This window comes from Acrocarpospora pleiomorpha (assembly GCF_009687885.1).
Classification (GTDB): domain Bacteria; phylum Actinomycetota; class Actinomycetes; order Streptosporangiales; family Streptosporangiaceae; genus Acrocarpospora; species Acrocarpospora pleiomorpha.
This window is the reverse complement of the sequence record NZ_BLAF01000011.1, coordinates 133653-150960: the sequence shown is the minus strand read 5'-3', so window position 1 is coordinate 150960 and position 17308 is coordinate 133653. Positions and strand designations below refer to the sequence as shown.

Here is a 17308-nt window from a genome sequence, read left to right as displayed (position 1 = left end):
GAGCCCGATTTGGCGGGCCCAGCCACCCGCTATCACACCCTTCGAATTGCCGTCAAACACTAGAGAGAGTTGACGTATTCAATTCTGCAATTCGTCCGGATTAAGTGCTATCTCAAGTTACTGCCGGAAAGGCTCATAAGTCATGCCTTCTTTCCGGCGTCGGGCGGATCCTCGGGTATCGGGTCACATCCCGGCGAGCTGTGCTGACTGCTCGGAGGTCTGGCGGATCTGCTCGATCTGCGCTTCGGTGACATTGAGGGCGCCGAATTGCTTGACGGCCTGGTAATAGGTCCAGGCGATTCCGTTGCAGGTGTTCCGGGGGATGGTGGAATACGTCGCACAGACCTGCTTCATGTCGAAGTAGAACGCGTCGTCGATGCGCGGCTTGTTGGCCGGGAACTGGGCCACGGCCTTGTAGTTGCGGTAACCGAAGTCATGGCGGCGGCACGGCATTCTGAAGTCGAAGCCGAGCGGCTGGTCGGGGCTGGAGGAGCACAGGTCGGTCGACCAGTCGAAGGCGTAGTCAGCCCAGGCGCCCTGGTTCTGCCAGGCGGCCCGCCAGTTGTTGGCGCTGGCAGTGGTGGGCTGGCTGAAGCTGGAAAGTGTGGCGAGCTTTTGCTGCAGCGTAACCGCGTATGCAGGAAGTGTTAATCCGAGTAATGTGGCGAGGGAGGGGGCGACGATTGCGAGGGCTCGCTTGACCATGGGGCTCTGCCTTCGTTCGGGGGGAAACCTCAACAGCAGTGGTCTGCCACTGCGTAACGATGAGGCGAAATAACCTCCGGCGCCGGAGCAGATCTGCATCAAGATCGGCCCTAATATTCACAAACAATCACCCTTTACAATCCGGCTTCTTTTCTGTCAGCACTCTTTGTAGTGGCGGTGTCACGAGCTGCGGATCTCCGCGGTCTTGGTGCCGCACATGCCGCGGGAGGCTGCGGCGCAGGAGCGTGCCACCGCGTTTGCCGAGCTGGGGGCGCCAGCCCTCCGCGTTGGAACAGCAAACAGCCCCTGCCGGTGGTGTAGGCAGGGGCTGTTAGTCCTGCACATGGAACGCTCTCGCTCCGCGTCAGTCAGGATGAGCAGTCTGGCCAGGATGGCTTGAGTATTCCTACTCATCAGCGGGCGTTGTGGAACGAGCAGGCTTGTGGCCATGAGATCGCAACGAGGGTTGACCCGGGGGACCGTGGCCCTGACTATTGGTGGCGCCTACGCGCTGATCGTTCTTGCCTCTGCCGTCTACCTGGTGGTTCTTCTGAGCCAGCCGGGTGGTGATCCCTTGGACGGGCTCGTACTGATCATCCCTACGTTGCCGACCTCGCTGCTGCTCGGCTCCGTGATCGATTCAGGCGACATCGTGTTCAACGTGCTGATGTTCACCGCCGGTGGGCTCTTTCAGGCATGGCTTCTCTGGCTGGTCATTCGCGGACGCAAGAAGACCGCGGCTCAGGCTGAATCTGGGTGATTCCCACGGACGAGTCCGGGAGAGCCGAGCGGGACAGGACTGGGGGCGCTGTCCCGCCTGCTTTTCGGGGGATCGAGAGCAGAGGACCGGCCCTCTGTTCGTGTGGGCGAGCCGCGGTGTCGCTGTCAGTCGAAGACCATTCCGCCGTCGACGTTCCACGCCTGGCCGGTGATGCAGCGGCCCGTGTCGGCTGCGAGGAAGCAGACCAGGTCGGCGATGTCGATCGGCTCGGCTGCCCGCCGCAGGGGCACCTGGGCCAGCCACTGCTCGTGCTCGATGTCGGCCGAGTCGCCGCTGCGGTCGGAGAAGTTCCGCATGCCCTCGGCGAGGAAGCCGGTCTCGACAGGTCCGGGGCACAGGCAGTTGACGCGGATGTTCATCGGCGCGAGGGCGCTGGACAGCACGCGGGACATCGCGATCACCGCGGCCTTCGAACCCGCGTAGGCCACCGACGACGTGCGGCGGAATCCCTTGCCCGCGATGGAGGCGATCGAGATCACCGCGCCGCCGCCGTCCTTCGCCAGGAGCGGGACGGCCTGCTGTGTCAGGAACAGCACGGCGCGGGCGTTGACCTCGATGATCTGCTCCCAGTCGTCGAGGGTCACCTCGTGCCATTGCTTCCAGCGGGTGATGCCGGCGACGTTGGCGAGGATGTCGAGTCCGCCGAGTTCGCGTTCGACGAAGCCGAGCAAGGCCGCGTAGGCACCGACGTCACGGAGGTCGAGTTCGTAGGGCAGGAAGCGTCCGGGGGCGTCGTCGAGTTCGGTCCGCAGGGCCTCCAGCGGTTCGGCGTCGCGGTCGACGCCGACCACCCGGGCGCCGCGGCGGACCAGTTCGGCGGCGACCTCGCGCCCGATGCCGGCCGCGGCGCCCGTGACGAGTGCGGCCTTTCCGCTGACGTCGGCGCGGCTGGTCATCGGACGGTCTCCATCGTTGCGGCCGGGGCCAGCCGGGGGCTCGCGTAGGTGACGCCTTCGGGCAGCACGTCGGTGTGCAGGGCCGCGGCGCAGTTGGGGCAGTAGTGCTCGGTGACGAGGATGCGGGGCTCGGCGGTGCGCGCGTAGACGGCCATCTCGCGGGCGGCGGCCCAGTCGGCGACGGGCTCGACGTGGGTGACGGTGCCCTCGGCGCGCCAGTCGCCGTCGCGGTCGCAGAGTGGGTGCCGGCAGTGGCCGCACCGCCAGTGGCTCTCGTCGGGGCGTACGCTCACGCCTGGGTCGGCCGGTGGCCGCAGTGGCACCGCCGGTGGAACGCCGAGGCGCCGCGCTCGGATCTGCTCGCGCCGTTCGACCGTCGCCGCAGTGTCGACCACGCCGTCGTCGCCGGTCACCACACCGTAGGCGGCCTCGGCGTGCCCGCGGGTGAGGTAGCCGTCGTAGACGTCGCGGCCGACGGCCTCCGGGTCGCGCAGCAGCGGGTCGCCGAGCCCGGAGCCGCCGCCGCCGATCGTCCGGAACGTGTCGTGCCGGTAGAGGGTGAACCGGCCGTCCTTGGCGCGGATCATGTCGATCTCGCCGGCGAGCTGCTCAACCGACAGCGGCTGCACCCCGCGGGCCATCAGCTCGTCGACACCGGACTGCCGGACGGGGTACTGGTTGCCCGCGCTGGCGGGCGCGCCGCCGCCCGTCCCGACCGCGGGCCGCTCCCGCAGCACCGTGGTGTTGAAGCCGCTGACCGAGTCGGCGCCGCGCAGCACGTAGGCCCGGTCGGTGCCGAGCCCGCCGCGGGTCTGTCCCGGACCGGCGCTGTTGACGTGCAGGCGCCGCCAGAGGAACAGCACGGGATCGGTGGACTCGTACAGTTCGGCGTCGGGCATGCCGCAGCCGGACATCATCGACATGCCGAAGGCGTCCTGGCCGTCGCCGACCGTCTGCGCCGGGCCGCCGAGCCCGGCGGCGCCGTCCATGTAGAACAGTACGGCGGGGGCGCCGCTGTCGGCGACGCCGAACAGTCCCGCGATGTTGGTGCTGTCGTTGGGGATGCCCGCCACGCGGGACCGGACCACCGGGTCCGCGCTCAGCGCCAGCGCCTGGTTGAGCGCCTGCCGCACGGCCGTGGTGACTCGCGTGCCCGCCTCCGCGTGGCCGAGGCTGACGGGCGCGGGCTCGGTCGGGTTGATCACCGAGCCGGGCTCGCCGAGGTCGATGTGCAGGGGCCGCCAGACACCCGCGTTGTACGGCAGGTCGCCGTACCCCAGCATGGTGAGGATCGTCACCATGACACTGCCGTAGGACGAGCCGCGCCCGGAGTTGACGAAGGCGTCCACCTGCGGGTCGCCGCGCAGTTCGAAGCGCAGGTCCGAGCCGTCGACGATCACGGCCGCCCGCACCTCGACCAGGCGATCCACGCCGTGGCCGTCGAACTCGATGAACTCCACCGACTCGTAGCGACCGTCGGGCAGGCTCGCGATGCGCGCGCGCAGCAGGTTCTCGGTGAGATCCTTGCCGATGCCGGCGAACTCGTGGTGGCGTTCCGCGCCGTAGGCGTCGATGATCCGCCGCATCGTCTGTACGCCGGTGTTGTTGGCGGCGAGCATGCTGCGGATGTCGTTCATGGCCGCTTCGGGCGCGCGCACGTTGGCGGCGATGTAGCCGGCCCAGACCTCGTCGAGCCGGTTGTCCCGGATGGCGCGGACCGCCGGCAGGCGCAGCCCTTCCTCGTACATGCTCAGCGCGGACGGGGCGATGCCGGACACGCCCGATCCGCCGACGTCGAGCAGGTGCACGTTCGAGAAGGCCCAGCCGACGAGGTCGTCGCCCTGGTCGGTCCGGAAGATCGGAGTGACGACGCCGACGTCGGCCTGGTGCAGCGCGCCGCAGCGGTGCGGGTCGTTGACCAGCCAGCCGTCGCCGGGCCTGGGCGTCTGGCCGGCGGCGGCCAGCGCGTCGATGACGGCGTTGGTGCCGAGCAGCGAGGACGCGGAGTGCGCGAGCATCGACGACGACATCGCCAGTGGCTCGCCGGACGCGTCGAGCAGGCAGGTGCTGAAATCCTTGGCGTCGGTCGTGGACGGCGAGCCCGAGGTGCGGACCAGTGTCAGCCCCATGTCGTTGGCCAGGTTCTCCAGGGCCTTGCGGTGCACCTCGGCGCCGACGGGGTCCTTCATCATGCTGGTCGCGGTCATGACCGTCCCTCCTGGGCTGCCGTGAGGCGGTAGTTGGCCAGTTTGTCCCGGCCGATGACGACGCCCGTCGGCACGTAGACGGTGGTGTCGGTGGCGTCGACGATGAGCGGGCCCGCGAAGGTGTCGCCGGACGCGAAGGACGACTCGGGCACGACCGGGATCTCCTGCCACTGCTTGGTCTCGGGCAGGAAGACGCGGCGCCGTGGCGGCGGGCCGTCCTGGGCTCGCGCGGTGGAGTCGGCCTCGCCGAACATCTGCGGGGCTTCGCGACGGGTGGACACGGCGACGGTGTAGCTCTGCATGATCGGCGCCGCGCCGGTCCACGCCGTGCCCTCGCCGTAGGTGCTCTCGTAGAGCTCGAGGAAGCGGGCGCGCAGCTCGTCCAGGGCGTCCGCGGTGATCCGCTCCGGCATGGCGATCGTCAGCTCGTACACCTGGCCGGGGTACTTCAGGTCCGCGTACCGCTTCACTCGCAGCTGGTCGAGGTCGAAGCCGTCCGCGACCATGTCGGCCACGGCCTGGGTCACGAAGGCGTCGGTGGCGGCGTTGACCGAGTCGAGCGCGCTCGGGTCGTCCAGGCTCCAGAACAGGCTGTGGTCGCGGCGGATGGCGAAGTCGGAGTGCAGCAGCCCCTGCGCGCAGAAGACCGAGCTGTTCGCCGGGATGATCACCTCGGACATGCCGACGGCCTGGGCGATCTGCCAGGCGAACATCGGCAGGGTGCCGCCGAAGGCCAGGAAGGTGAACCGCCTCGGGTCGTGCCCCTTGCGGACGCTGACCTCGCGGATGGCGTTGGACATGTTGGCGACGACGAGGTCGTGCACGGCGACGGCGGACTCCTCGGTGCTCCAGCCGAAGTGCTCGCCCAGCCCGCGCTGGATGGCCGCGTCCGCCAGGTCGGGGTAGATGGGCGTACGGCCGCCCAGGTAGTTGCCCGGGTCGATCACGCCGAGGCACACCATCGCGTCGGTGACGGTGGGCTCCTCGCCGCCACGGCCGTAGCAGGCGGGACCGGGGGTGGAGCGGGCGCTGCGCGGGCCGACCTGCGGCACGCCACGCTCGCTCACCCAGGCGATGCTTCCGCCGCCGGCGCCGATGGAGACGACGTCCACGAGATTGAGGCCGGTCTGCAGCTGGCCGAGGTCGAGGTTCTTGTTGATGCGGACCTCGTTGTCCCGGATCAGGCAGGTGTCGAAGCTGGTGCCGCCCATGTCGCCGAGCAGGATGTCGGGTGTGGCGAGGGTCCGCGCCAGCGCGTTGGCGCCCATCGCGCCGGCCGCCGGGCCGGAGGCGAGCAGCGACAGCGGGAACTCCTTGGCGCGGCGCTGGGTGATGCCGGCGCCCAGGCCCTGGAAGAACGCCAGCGTCCCCGCGAACCCGTGCTCGGCCAGGCTGCGGTTGATCGTGTCGAGGTAGGTTTCCGCCGTCGACTGGACGAACGAGTTCAGGACCGCGGTCGTCCAGCGCCGGGTCTCGCGCATGACCGGGAACAGGCGGTGCGAGCTGCTCACGAACACCCCCGGGTGGCGCTCGCGGACGCGCTGCTCGACGGCCTGCTCGTGCGCGGGGTTGGCGTAGCTGGACAGCAGGCAGACGGCCAGCGCGTCCACACCCCGGTCCAGGACCAGGGTGTCCACCGCCGCGTCGACCTCGGCCGGATCGAGTGGGACCAGCTCGGCTCCCTGGGCGGACATCCGGCCGCCGATCTCGATGATCGCGCGCCGGTCGACCAGGTCGGGGACGTTGACCTGCAGGTGGTCGTCGAATTCGGCCAGCCGCGGCCCGCCGGAGAGCCGGAAGGTGTCCTTGAACCCGGCGGTGACGAGGACGCCGACGCGGTCGCCGCGGAACTCGGAGATCGCGTTGGTGACGACCGTGGTGGCGTTGAAGATCGTGTCGGTGTGGGCCAGCAGGTGCTCCAGCGACACGTCGAACTTCTCCGCCGCCACCTCGATGGCACGCAGCAGCCCGCGGCTGAAGTCGGTGTAGTCGGTGAGCGCCTTGCCGCGCTCGAGCCGCCCGTTCCAGGCGACCTGGACGTCGGTGTGGGTGCCGCCGACGTCGACGCCGATGGCACATCCGGTCAACGCAGTCATCTGCACGATCCCTTCGTGAGCCGGCGCCACGCCGGGGTACGGGTCAGTAGCGGGCGGGTCAGTAGCGGGCTTGGACGGGCGGGGCGAGCGACGACAGCCGCGTCATGTCGTCGGCGTCGAGGTGGAGTTCGAGCGCGCCGAGGTTCTCGTCCAGGCGGTGCCGCTTCGTGGTCCCCGGGATGGGGATGACGCGGTCGTCCACGGCCAGCAGCCAGGCGATCGCGACCTGGGCCGGCGTGGCGCCGTGCCGCCGCGCGACCTCCGTCACCGTGTCCACGATGCGCTGGTTCTCCGTGCGTGCCTCGACGGTGAAGCGCGGGTGGCTCGCCCGGAAGTCCCCGGCGGTGAAGGTGGTGCCGGTGGTGATCGTCCCGGCCAGGTAGCCGCGGCCGAGCGGCGAGAACGCGATGAAGGCGGTGCCGTGCTCGCGGCACCACGGCAGTACGGCGTCGAGCGCGCCCTTCTCCCACACCGACAGCTCGCTCTGCACCGTGGCGACGGGGTGGATGCGGTGCGCGGCCTCGAGCTGGTCGGCGTCGACCTCGCACAGGCCGATGTGGCGGGCCTTTCCGGCGGCGACCAGCTCGGCCAGCGCGCCCCAGCTGTCTTCGAGGGGGACGGCCGGGTCGACCCGGTGGAGCTGGTAGAGGTCGATGTGGTCCACGCCCAGCCGGCGTAGCGAGGCGTCGCACGCGGCGCGCAGGTGCTCCGGCCGCCCGTCGAAGCCCATGAACGTGTCCCCGGCCGGGACGAGACCGCCCTTGGTGCTGATGAAGGCCTCCGTACGGCGGCGGCGCAGCACCTGGCCGAGCAGCCGCTCGTTGGTGTGCGGACCGTAGAAGTCGGACGTGTCGAGCAGCCGGATGCCGCGGTCCAGCGCGTGGTCGAGCAGCGCGTGCTTGTCCGCCTCGGTGGTGTCGATCCCGTCCGCGTAGGCCCACGAGAGCCCCATGCAGCCGAGGCCGATCCCGGGGAGCCGGTCCGTTCCGATCACGCGCATGAGACTCGGCCAACTCCTCGTGTAGTGCCCCGGCGGATGTCGTGGGCCACATCGTGTGCGATGGCACGCAACGTTGTCAACTATGGTGTTGATAGCCCCGTCCGAGTTTCGCCGAATTTGATCGTGATGCGAGAAAAGGCGGGATGGCCAACCGGGCGCCCGAAGATCGCGGAGGGGTGCCTAACCCCGCGAATTAAGGGTCAATAGTCCACCGGCGAATCGCGTAAACGAAACCGTTGACAGGCCACTACGACCCTGATTACCGTGTCGTGACCGGCTTAGCACAGTTATTACACGTTTGTAACGGAACACCCCGCTTCGCCTGCTACCAGGCCGAATGCGGAAGTCCTGCCCCTAGGAGCAACCCGATGACCCCCCCACCCAAGGAACCGATTCTGGAAGTCGCGGGCGTGACCCTGCGCTTCGGCGGGGTGACCGCCCTGGACTCCGTTTCCTTCTCCGTGCTGCCGCACGAGGTTTACGCGATCGTCGGGCCGAACGGCGGCGGGAAGAGCTCGATGTTGAACGTCCTGAACGGCTTCTACCGGCCGCAGGAGGGTTCCGTCGTGGTCGCCGGGGTGTCGGTGGTCGGGAGACCGCCGCACACGATGGCGAAGAAGGGCATCGGCCGGACCTTCCAGAACATGCACCTGTTCGCGGGCATGTCGGTGCTGATGAACCTCATGACGGCACGCGGCGTGCACATGAAGTCAGGCATCTTCCGCGCGGCGTTCCGGCCGCTGGGGATTCGCGAAGAGGCTCGCCATCGCCAGGTCGTGGAAGAGGTCATCGACTTCGTGGGCCTGCAGGAGTACCGTCACGCCCCGGTGGAGAGCCTGGGGTACGGCGTCCGCAAGCGGGTCGACCTCGCGCGAGCGCTGTGCCTGCAGCCGAAGCTCCTGCTGCTGGACGAGCCGCTCGCGGGCATGACGCTGGAGGAACGCGAGGACATCGCCCGCCTCGTCCTCGACGTGCGGGCGGAGCGCGGGGTCACCGTGGTCATGGTCGAGCACGACATGGGCGTGGTCACCGACATCTGCGATCGGGCGCTGGTCCTCGACTGGGGCAAGAAGATCGCGGAGGGGGCGCCCCAGCAGGTCCTGGCCAGACCCGAGGTCATCGCCGCCTACCTGGGCGGGTCCGCCGAGGACGAGGAACCCTCGCCGGAAGAACCGACGCGCAGAACGGTGGTGGGCACGTCATGACGGCCATCTTCCAGACCCTGGTCGACGGGGTGTTCGCCGCCGCCGTCTTCACCGCCGTCGCGGTCGCCTTCAACGTGGTCTACCGTTCCGGCCGCGTCTTCAACATCGCCCAGGGCGAGATGATCGTTCTCTCCACGTTCATGACCCTGACCTTCGTCTCCTGGGGTCTCAGCCCATGGCTCGCCATGGGGGCGGGCATCGTGCTGATGGGCGTGCTGGGCATCGTGGTCGAACGGCTGGTCCTGCGGCGCCTCGTCGGCCAGCCGGAACTCTCCTCGTTCATGGCCACGCTCGGGCTGCTCCTGGTCATCCAGGGCGCGTCGACGGTGGTGTTCGGCCTCGCGCCGCAGAAGTTCCCGCCCTTGCTCGGCACCGCCTCGTTCGAGGTGGCGGGCGTCTTCGTCAAGCAGTCCGCGCTCATCGGGGTGCTCGCGATCGCACTGCTGGTCTGGGCGTTGTTCCTGCTGTTCAACCGCACCAAGGTCGGGCTCGGCATGACCGCGGTCGCCGAGAGCCACCAGGTGGCGCGGTCGCTGGGCATCAACGTCAAGCTCAGCATGGCGATCTCCTGGGTCATCGCCGGAGCGCTGTCCGGTTTCGTGACCCTGCTGTACGCCAGCGGCCGCACGGTCACACCCGAGATCTCCTCGGTCGCGTTCGTGGCGCTTCCCGTGGTTCTCCTGGCGGGCCTGGAGAGCATCGGCGGGGTCGCGATCGCCGCCTTGATCGTCGGTGTCGGGCAGGCGGCCGCCGCGCGCTGGTTCGACCCCTACACCGAGGGCGGAGCGTCCCTGATCTTCCCATTCGCGCTCATGTTGGTCCTGTTGCTGATCCGGCCGCAGGGACTGTTCGGCTGGAAACGAGTGGAGAGGCTCTGATATGTGGCGCCCTAGTGGATACTTCGCGACGTCGTACATCGAGGACATCCGGCTGTTGCGCACCCGCGGCCAGAAGCTCGCCCTCGTCTTCGGCGCCATCGTCCTTCTGGTTTTGCCCCTGGCGCTCTCCCCGACGTGGACCCGCTTCGCGACCGTGGCGGGCATCACGGTGGTGGCGGTGGTCGGTCTGCAGATGCTCATGGGCAGCGCCGGCCAGGTGAGCATCGGCCAGGCCGCCTTCATGGGCGTCGGCGCCTACGCCACGGCGTTCTTCGCCATCCGGGGCTTCCCGTTCCCGTTGCCGATCCTGCTCGGAGCGGTCTGCGCCACGATCGTCGGGGCGCTGTTCGGCGGACCGGCGGCGCGGATCCGGGGCTTCTACCTCGCCCTCACCACGCTGGCCGCGCAGTACGTCTTCGTTTTCACCGTGGTACGGCTTCCCGCGGACTGGTTCGGCGGAGTCAACGGGCTCTCCGTTCCGCTCCCCACGTTCGGAGGGATCGATTTCTTCGACACGACGAACATGTACTACCTGGTGCTGCCGTTCGTGGTCGTGATGGTGGCCGCCGCGATCTTCATCAACGCCGGCAAGATCGGCCGCGACTTCATCGCGGTCCGAGAGGACGACAACGCCGCGGCGGTCCTCGGGGTCAACGTCGCCAGAACCAAGATCAAGGCCTTCGGGCTGTCGTCCTTCTACGCGGGAATCGCCGGGGGACTGCTCGCCTACCAGAGCGGGCTGGCGCATTTCGAGCAGTACCAGGTGAATCACTCCCTGTGGTTCATCGGCATGCTGATCATCGGCGGAATGGGTTCCACTCTCGGCGCCGTGCTCGGCACATTCCTGATCTTGTTCATCGAGGAGCTCCTCAACAACGTGGCTCCGCAGATCGCCGAACTCGGAATCCTCGGGAAGGGCGACATCGTCTATCCGTTGGTCAGCGTCACGGTCGGCCTCCTGGTCATCCTTGTCATCATCAAGCAGCCCAGGGGCTTGGCCCACATATACCGGACGCTCGAGCGGAAAGCGCACCTGTGGCCGTTCCCGCAATAACAGGCATCCCTTTCCTGACAAGGGTTTTCCAGCAACCCTCACAAGCTCCCTCCAAGAAATGCATTCCGTAGGAGCATCAAATGCGCACATCAAAATTTGCCGTGCTGTTTTCGGCTGCCCTTCTCGCCGTGACCGTCAGCGCCTGCGGCGGCTCGGATTCTGGCTCGGATGCCGGCTCTTCCGCAGCCGGCAGCGGTCCCAGTACCTATGTGATCACTAGCCTCACCGACTTCTCCGGGCCTTTCGCGGCTCGCGGACCGGCGGTCGAGGCCACCCGCCAGGTCGTCATCGACTGGTTCAACGAGGACCAGGGCAAGAAGCTCGGCGTCAAGCTGGAGCAGAAGACGTACGACGACGGCTACGACCAGGCGAAGGCGGCCCAGCTCGCGCCGAAGGTGCTCGGCGAGGAGAAGGGGATCGGCATCCTGTTCTCGGGAGCGCCGACCTTGCAGGGCCTCGGCCAGAGACTGTTGTCGTCGGGAATCCCCGCCGTCAACGCGGGACCGCCGTACTCGTTCAACAAGGGTGAGGGCAACGTGTTCAGCCCGGTCGGAGACATCGGCTCCGCCTGGTCCACGGGCATCCGGGAGAAGCTCGGGACCTGGAAGGGCTCCGGCCCGATGCGCGTGGCGCTGGTGAGTTTCGACGGCGCGTCCGGCCAGGACTTCGTGAAGAGCGCGGTCGAGACGCTCGCGGGGACCAACGCGGAGGTCGTCCTCAAGGAGTTCATTCCGGTCACCGCCAACGACGTCGGCGTCAACATCGAACGCGTCGTCGGCTCCGAACCGGATCTGGTCGTCCTCGGCACCACGGACGTGCTGCAGCCGCTCCTCCTGGACGGGCTCAAGCAGCGGAAATTCGACATGACGAAGGTCATGCTCTCCCAGCATGAGGGCCTCTCCTACATGACGCAGCTCGGCGTCTCGCCCGACGTGCTCGAGGGAGTGTGGGAGGTGACGACGTTGAACTACGCGAACGAGCAGTCGGAGGCGTACCAGATCTTCAAGAAGGCCATGGACTCGGGCAAGTACAAGGACCTCGAATGGAGCACTCCGAACCTGCTCAACTTCTCCGGGACGATGACCCTGGTCAAGGCCATCGGGCGGGCCGCCGAGAAGCACAACGGGAAGATCGGGAACGCGGAGGTCCTCGCCGAGCTCAACGCGGGCACGTTCGACGGGATGGGACTGCAGGGAGAGATCAGGTTCGACCCCGCCGACCGGCGGATCGGCGCCACGACCGCGTTCCTCTACCGGTACGAGGGCGGCAAGGTCGTGCCGGTCACCAACGACATCCCGCTGGTCAAACTCCCATGACCCAGCCGGTCCTCGCGCTCAACAACGTCGAGGTGCGATACCAGGGCAGCATCCTGGTCCTCAAGAATCTTTCGCTCACCGTCGAGCCGGGCGAGATCGTGGCTCTGCTGGGGAGCAACGGCGCCGGGAAATCGACCACGCTGAAGGCGGTCTCCGGTCTCCTCGACGCGGAGGAGGGGGCCGTCACCGAAGGCAGCCTGGTCATCGAAGGCGATGACATGACGAACGCCGACCCGGTGGAGGTCGTCCGGCGTGGAGTCATCCAGGTTCTCGAAGGCCGCAGAGTGCTGTCCCACCTCACGGTGGAGCAGAACCTGATGGTGGCGTCCGTCGGAGCCCGCAGCAGCAGGACCGAGGCACACGACGACATGCAGTACGTCTATGGTCTCTTCCCGGTGCTGCAGCAGTTCCGCAAGCGGACGGCGGGATATCTCTCCGGCGGGCAGCAGCAGATGCTGGTGCTGGGCCGGGCGCTCATGGGCCGGCCGAAGCTCCTCATGCTGGACGAGCCCTCCCTCGGTCTCGCGCCGAGCATCGAGCACGAGATCTTCGCCGCGATCACGAAGATCAACGCGAGCCAGGGAGTCGCCGTGCTCCTCGTCGAGCAGAACGCCCGCGCGGCCTTGCGGATCGCGCACCGCGGCTACGTCCTGGAGACCGGGCGCGTCGTGCTCAGCGGCGACCGGGCCGCGCTGCTCGGCAACAAGGACCTCCAGGAGTTCTATCTCGGGCTCGGCAGCGACGGGACCCGGAAGAGTTTCCGGGACGTCAAGCACTACAAGCGCAGGAAGCGGTGGGTCGGATGAGTCTCGACAGTTCCATCCAGACCATCCCGATGCTGGTGCGACGGAACGCGAGTCTCCATGGCGACACCGTCGCGATGCGGAGAAAACGTCTGGGCATCTGGGAGTCCACCACGTGGGCCGACGCGTGGCGGATCACCGAGCAGCTGGCGGCGGGCCTCCTCGAACGGGGCGTCGCCCTTGACGCCCCGGTGGCCATCATCGGCGACAACGAGCCCGACCTGTACTTCTGCGAGTACGCCGCGCAGGCACTGGGCTGCACGACCGTCTGCTTCTTTCCGGACATGCTGCCCGACGAGCTTTCCTCCGCGCTCGGCGCGCTCGGCTGCACGGTGGCGTTCGCGGAAGACCAGGAGCAGTGCGACAAGCTTCTCGCGATCTCCGAGGAGATCGGGCTTGAGCTGGTCGTCTACTGGGATGACCGTGGCATGTACCTGTACGAGGACGCCCGGCTAACAGGGGTCGAGCAGCTGCGGGAGCTCGGACGCGAGGCGCTGGCACGCGAGCCGGACCTCGTCGACGTCCGGGTCGACCGGGGCAGCCACTCCGACATCGGCGTCGTCATCTACACCTCGGGCACGTCCGGCAACGCCAAAGGCGTCAAGGGGTCGTACAAGTATCTGTTCGACGTCGCTCATCGCTACGCGCAGGTGATGCAGGCGACCCCGTTCGCCAACTACCTCAGCTACGTGTCGCCCGCGTCGCCCGTCGAGCAGTACGTCGGGGTGACGCTCGGCGCGGCTCTCCCCATGACGATCAACTTTCCGGAGGAACCGGAGACGGTGAACAGCGACATCCGCGAGCTCGGCGCCGAGTTCCTCTACCTCGCACCCAGGCAGTGGGAGGAGATGCTCTCGAGCTCGGAGTCCCGGATTCACGACGCGAACCGGTTCGTCCGGCGCGTCTACCACTGGGGGACCGCCACGCTCACCCGGGCCGCGCTGAATCGAGGCGGCCGGGGGATCCGGGGCCGGGCGCTGGCCGCCAAGGTCCTGGTCCAGCGGCCGCTCCGCGACCGCCTCGGCCTGGCCAAGGTCAGGGCCGCGGTCAACGCCGGAGGCGCGCTGAGCCCGGAGGTGTACGAATATTTCTACGGCCTCGGCGTGCCGATCCGGAACGTGTACGGCTTCACCGAGGTCGGCATCATCACGGGCGCGCTGAAAGCCGAGCAGTTCGGCACCGCCGGCACCGTTCTCGACTCGCCGTACGCGTCCGAGCCCATCGAGGTCCGGGTCGTCGACGGCGAGATCCAGGTGCGCGGCGGCGTCGAGTCCGACGGGTACTGGGGAGACCAGGTCTCGCTGGAAGACCGCAGGACCGAGGACGGCTGGCTCCGCAGCGGCGACGCGGGCGTATGGGAGGACGGCACGCTGCGCGTTCTCGACAGGCTCGAGAACATCCGCGTGCTCTCGACGGGTGCGAGGTTCGCGCCGCAGGCCCTCGAGGTCCGGGCGCGCCTCAGCCCCTACATCCGGGAGATCGTCGTGCTCGGAGACGAACGCCGGCCGTATCCCGCGGCTCTCGTGGAGATCGACTACGAGTCCGTGTCGCGCTGGGCCGAGGACCGGAGCCTTTCCTTCGGCACCTTCTACGAGCTCTCCCAGACCCCTGACGTCGTCGAGAAGCTCATCGCGGCCGAGCTAGCCAAGATCAACAAAACCGTGCCGCCGGAGAGCCGCATCAAGAGGTTCGCCAACCTGCAGAAGCCGCTGGACGCCGACGAGGGCGAGCTGACGCGCAGCATGAAGGTACGCCGAGCGGTCGTCGAGGACCATTTCGCCGAGCTGATCGAGGGTTTGTACGCGGAGCGGCCCGGCCGTGTCTCGATGAACACCGTGATCCGCTACCAGGACGGACGCACCCGGGAGCTCGTGATGAGCGCCCTGGTCGACGACGTACCCGACACGGTCGCATGACCAGCGAGCCGTTTCTCTTCGACCCGTGGGTGACGTCGCTGCCGCAGCGGCCAGGCGGTGACGCTTACGCGCGCCTGCTGGCCGAGTTCAGGCGGCTCCACGACCTGGTGGCCGCGACGTCCCTCGACGAGCCGGGGCTGCGTGAGGTGACGGAGCGGCTCAGAGCGGCGTCGGCCGCCCTTGAGATCGAGGGCGGCCGCCCGGGGCCGCCGCACGCCGGCAACCGGTACGACCTGCCGGGCCGTGGGCACCCGCTCCTGGTCCCGCTCGTCATCGACGAATGGACGGCCGAGCGCATCACCGGTTCGGTGGTGTTCACCGCCGCCCATCTCGGGGGGAACGGGGCCGCGCACGGCGGGGCCATCCCGCTGCTGTTCGACGAGGTGCTCGGGCGGCTCGCGAACACCAACCGCCACGAGCGCGCGCGCACCGCCTACCTGCACGTCAACTACCGCAGCATCACTCCGTTGCACACCCCGCTGCGCGTCGTCGCCACCGTCATGCGCCAGGAGGGGCGCAAGCGGTACCTGGCCGTCCGGCTGTGCCAGGACGCCCAGGTGCTCGCGGACGGCGAAGGGCTCTTCGTGACGCTCCGGCCAGGGCAACCGTGATTCTCAGGACTGAACCTGAGCGATGCCGCTCGTGTATGTCCGGTCGCTCACGGTGAAGGACACCTGGGCGTCCGTCCCGGCGAACATCATGTCCACCAGGGGTTCGTACCGTCGCAGCACCGCCGCACGCCGCAGCTTCATGCTCGGGGTGAGCTCACCGTCGTCAAGGCTCAGCGGCTTCGGCAGCAGGCCGATGAGGTCGATGCGCTGCGAGGGCGGCTGCTCCGCGTTCAGCTTGCGGACTTCCTCCACCATCAACCGGGTGACGGCGGCCGATCCGGCCAACGCCTCGAAGCCCTCGGGAAGCGCCGCCGCGGACAGGTGGCGGCGCACCGCCGACTCGTTCAGCTGCACGAGCGCCGCGACGCGGGAGTCGTCGCCGTGCCCGCCGATGACCAGGAAGTTGGCGATGAAGGGACTCCGCATGGCGTTGATCTCGATGGGCTGCGGAGCGAACGTGCGTCCGTCCGGCAGCCGCTGGATGTTGGCCAGGCGGTCCAGCACTGTGAGCACGCCCTCGTCGATCACCCCGGCGTCACCGCTGCGCAGCCAGCCGTCGGCGGTCAGCGCGAGCTGATGCGTCTCGCCCCAGTAGTCGGCGCACCTGACACCGCCTCTGGTCTGCACCTCGCCGCCCTCCAGGCGGACCTCGATCGGCTCGGCGCCGTACGCGGTGGGCAGCGGAATCCCGACGCTCTCCGGCGGATCGCAGTCGCGGGTGGTGGTGATGATGCCGACCTCGGCGAAGCCGTACAGGTTGCGGATGCGGAGTCCGAGCCGGCGGAAGAAGTCGAACACCTCGGCGCTCAGGGAGCCGCCCGCGCTGATACAACCGGTGACGTGCTCGATGCCGAGCCGAGCCCGGATCTCCGCCTGCCGGGCCTCGATCGCGGCGGGGTCGTGAAGCAGCTCGGACGGCAAGGTCGCGCGCAGCTCCTCCCACTGGCGCGGACCGAGGAATTTCATGCTCGACCGGGACGACACGAACTCCTCGGCGGTCGCCGCGGGGGAGGAGGCGAAGGCCACGTCCAGCGGCAGGGCCGCCGCCAGGGTCAGGCCGTTGTACTGCTCGACCGAGAACGCCGGCGGCAGGAAACTGAGGTAGCGGTCGTGGGACTTGGCGCCGTAGGTGTGGGCATACCTGGCGGCGACGTCGAGCATGTACCGGTACGAACCCAGCACCCCCTTCGACGCCCCGGTCGTCCCCGACGTGAGGATGATGCAGGCGATGTCGTCGAGCGATCCGGAGTCGATCCGGCGGTCGACGGCGTCCGGGTCACGCCGAAGCGAGGCGGCGCCGCGCGTGCGCAGCTCGGCGAGGGTCAGCACCCGCGGATCCCCGGGAACCGGGTCGGTTCCCCACTGGACGACACAACGGATGTCCAGTTCGTCGAGCAGGCAGGCGGTCGCCGCGCCGGATCCCGAGAACGCCACGGAGGCGGGGTAGGACGCCAGGGTGGTCCGCATCTCCTCCGCGGTCATCCGCTCGAAGAGCGGGAACGCGGTGACGCCGCTGGCCTGGAGGGCGTATTCCGCCACGAAGAACTCCGGCGCGTTGGAGCCGATCACGAAGCCCACCTGACCGGGCCGCGCCTGTCCATGCTCGCGCTCCAGGTCGATGAGGCCGGCGGCGAACTCGGCCACGGCGCGGTAGACCTCGCGCCAGGGCTGGCCGATCCACTCGCCGCCTTCGCCCATCGTCCGGAAGGCCGTGCGGTCCGGCGTCTCGGCGGCATTGCGGCGGACCAGTTGCGGCACGGTCTCCAGGACCTCGCCGTCCGCGGTCTGGAACCGCGAGAGAACGACGTCCGGGTCGGACGTGAGCATCGTCGACATCACT

The 17308-nt window shown here is 68.5% G+C and carries 14 protein-coding genes; 8 read left to right on the top strand and 6 right to left on the bottom strand.

Annotated features, from left to right (window positions below; translation table 11 throughout):
• Positions 1-183 precede the first annotated feature (183 nt).
• Positions 184-705: a phospholipase gene (locus Aple_RS11255; protein WP_155344478.1), complete on the bottom strand. Its 522-nt coding sequence runs from the start codon at positions 703-705 to the stop codon at positions 184-186.
• Between the two features lie 448 nt (positions 706-1153).
• On the opposite strand from Aple_RS11255, the gene Aple_RS11250 reads away from it, so the two are divergent.
• Positions 1154-1465: an SCO4225 family membrane protein gene (locus Aple_RS11250; protein WP_373869577.1), complete on the top strand. Its 312-nt coding sequence runs from the start codon at positions 1154-1156 to the stop codon at positions 1463-1465.
• 125 nt (positions 1466-1590) lie between these two features.
• Here the strand turns inward: Aple_RS11250 and Aple_RS11245 are convergent, their stop codons facing one another.
• Genes Aple_RS11245 through Aple_RS11230 form a run of 4 tightly spaced genes read right to left on the bottom strand, consistent with a single transcriptional unit; the run spans position 1591 to position 7685 of the window.
• Positions 1591-2382, bottom strand: coding sequence for an SDR family NAD(P)-dependent oxidoreductase (locus tag Aple_RS11245; protein ID WP_155344476.1), 792 nt, complete (start codon positions 2380-2382; stop codon positions 1591-1593).
• Positions 2379-4589 (bottom strand): hydantoinase B/oxoprolinase family protein, encoded by a 2211-nt coding sequence (locus Aple_RS11240; protein WP_155344475.1) that lies wholly within the window; start codon positions 4587-4589, stop codon positions 2379-2381. The genes Aple_RS11245 and Aple_RS11240 overlap by 4 nt, the downstream gene beginning before the upstream one ends.
• On the bottom strand, positions 4586-6685 hold the full coding sequence (locus Aple_RS11235; protein ID WP_155344474.1) for a hydantoinase/oxoprolinase family protein: 2100 nt from the start codon (positions 6683-6685) through the stop codon (positions 4586-4588). Before Aple_RS11235 ends, Aple_RS11240 begins: the two co-directional genes overlap by 4 nt.
• Positions 6686-6743: 58 nt before the next feature.
• Positions 6744-7685: an aldo/keto reductase gene (locus Aple_RS11230; RefSeq protein WP_155344473.1), complete on the bottom strand. Its 942-nt coding sequence runs from the start codon at positions 7683-7685 to the stop codon at positions 6744-6746.
• Between the two features lie 368 nt (positions 7686-8053).
• Here Aple_RS11230 and Aple_RS11225 point away from each other — a divergent pair, with 368 nt between their 5' ends.
• The 7 genes from Aple_RS11225 to Aple_RS11195 all read left to right on the top strand — a co-directional run bounded on the left by Aple_RS11225 (position 8054) and on the right by Aple_RS11195 (position 15468).
• Positions 8054-8890, top strand: coding sequence for an ABC transporter ATP-binding protein (locus Aple_RS11225; protein WP_155344472.1), 837 nt, complete (start codon positions 8054-8056; stop codon positions 8888-8890).
• The gene (locus tag Aple_RS11220; protein ID WP_155344471.1) at positions 8887-9768 is read left to right on the top strand and encodes a branched-chain amino acid ABC transporter permease; all 882 of its coding nucleotides are present in this window, start codon (positions 8887-8889) and stop codon (positions 9766-9768) included. The genes Aple_RS11225 and Aple_RS11220 overlap by 4 nt, the downstream gene beginning before the upstream one ends.
• Position 9769: 1 nt before the next feature.
• Positions 9770-10822 (top strand): branched-chain amino acid ABC transporter permease, encoded by a 1053-nt coding sequence (locus Aple_RS11215; protein WP_155344470.1) that lies wholly within the window; start codon positions 9770-9772, stop codon positions 10820-10822.
• A 209-nt stretch (positions 10823-11031) separates the two neighbouring features.
• Complete coding sequence (locus Aple_RS11210; RefSeq protein ID WP_170321399.1) at positions 11032-12138, top strand: ABC transporter substrate-binding protein; 1107 nt, start codon at positions 11032-11034, stop codon at positions 12136-12138.
• Positions 12135-12944 carry an ABC transporter ATP-binding protein gene (locus Aple_RS11205; RefSeq protein WP_155344468.1) on the top strand — a complete coding sequence of 270 codons (810 nt, stop codon included), beginning with the start codon at positions 12135-12137 and terminating at the stop codon, positions 12942-12944. Before Aple_RS11210 ends, Aple_RS11205 begins: the two co-directional genes overlap by 4 nt.
• Positions 12941-14857 (top strand): AMP-dependent synthetase/ligase, encoded by a 1917-nt coding sequence (locus tag Aple_RS11200; protein WP_155344467.1) that lies wholly within the window; start codon positions 12941-12943, stop codon positions 14855-14857. Before Aple_RS11205 ends, Aple_RS11200 begins: the two co-directional genes overlap by 4 nt.
• Positions 14854-15468: a hotdog domain-containing protein gene (locus tag Aple_RS11195; protein WP_155344466.1), complete on the top strand. Its 615-nt coding sequence runs from the start codon at positions 14854-14856 to the stop codon at positions 15466-15468. The genes Aple_RS11200 and Aple_RS11195 overlap by 4 nt, the downstream gene beginning before the upstream one ends.
• A 3-nt stretch (positions 15469-15471) precedes the next feature.
• Here the strand turns inward: Aple_RS11195 and Aple_RS11190 are convergent, their stop codons facing one another.
• Positions 15472-17304, bottom strand: coding sequence for an AMP-binding protein (locus Aple_RS11190; protein ID WP_155344465.1), 1833 nt, complete (start codon positions 17302-17304; stop codon positions 15472-15474).
• Positions 17305-17308 lie beyond the last annotated feature (4 nt).

Excerpts from the sequence above, each read along its gene's own strand:
- Aple_RS11230 (WP_155344473.1), bottom strand. The coding sequence starts at position 7,685 with ATGCGCGTGATCGGAACGGACCGGCTCCCCGGGATCGGCCTCGGCTGC.
- Aple_RS11205 (WP_155344468.1), top strand. The coding sequence starts at position 12,135 with ATGACCCAGCCGGTCCTCGCGCTCAACAACGTCGAGGTGCGATACCAG.
- Aple_RS11225 (WP_155344472.1), top strand. The coding sequence starts at position 8,054 with ATGACCCCCCCACCCAAGGAACCGATTCTGGAAGTCGCGGGCGTGACC.
- Aple_RS11190 (WP_155344465.1), bottom strand. The coding sequence starts at position 17,304 with ATGTCGACGATGCTCACGTCCGACCCGGACGTCGTTCTCTCGCGGTTC.
- Aple_RS11215 (WP_155344470.1), top strand. The coding sequence starts at position 9,770 with ATGTGGCGCCCTAGTGGATACTTCGCGACGTCGTACATCGAGGACATC.
- Aple_RS11245 (WP_155344476.1), bottom strand. The coding sequence starts at position 2,382 with ATGACCAGCCGCGCCGACGTCAGCGGAAAGGCCGCACTCGTCACGGGC.
- Aple_RS11255 (WP_155344478.1), bottom strand. The coding sequence starts at position 705 with ATGGTCAAGCGAGCCCTCGCAATCGTCGCCCCCTCCCTCGCCACATTA.
- Aple_RS11235 (WP_155344474.1), bottom strand. The coding sequence starts at position 6,685 with ATGACTGCGTTGACCGGATGTGCCATCGGCGTCGACGTCGGCGGCACC.
- Aple_RS11200 (WP_155344467.1), top strand. The coding sequence starts at position 12,941 with ATGAGTCTCGACAGTTCCATCCAGACCATCCCGATGCTGGTGCGACGG.
- Aple_RS11240 (WP_155344475.1), bottom strand. The coding sequence starts at position 4,589 with ATGACCGCGACCAGCATGATGAAGGACCCCGTCGGCGCCGAGGTGCAC.
- Aple_RS11195 (WP_155344466.1), top strand. The coding sequence starts at position 14,854 with ATGACCAGCGAGCCGTTTCTCTTCGACCCGTGGGTGACGTCGCTGCCG.
- Aple_RS11250 (WP_373869577.1), top strand. The coding sequence starts at position 1,154 with ATGAGATCGCAACGAGGGTTGACCCGGGGGACCGTGGCCCTGACTATT.
- Aple_RS11220 (WP_155344471.1), top strand. The coding sequence starts at position 8,887 with ATGACGGCCATCTTCCAGACCCTGGTCGACGGGGTGTTCGCCGCCGCC.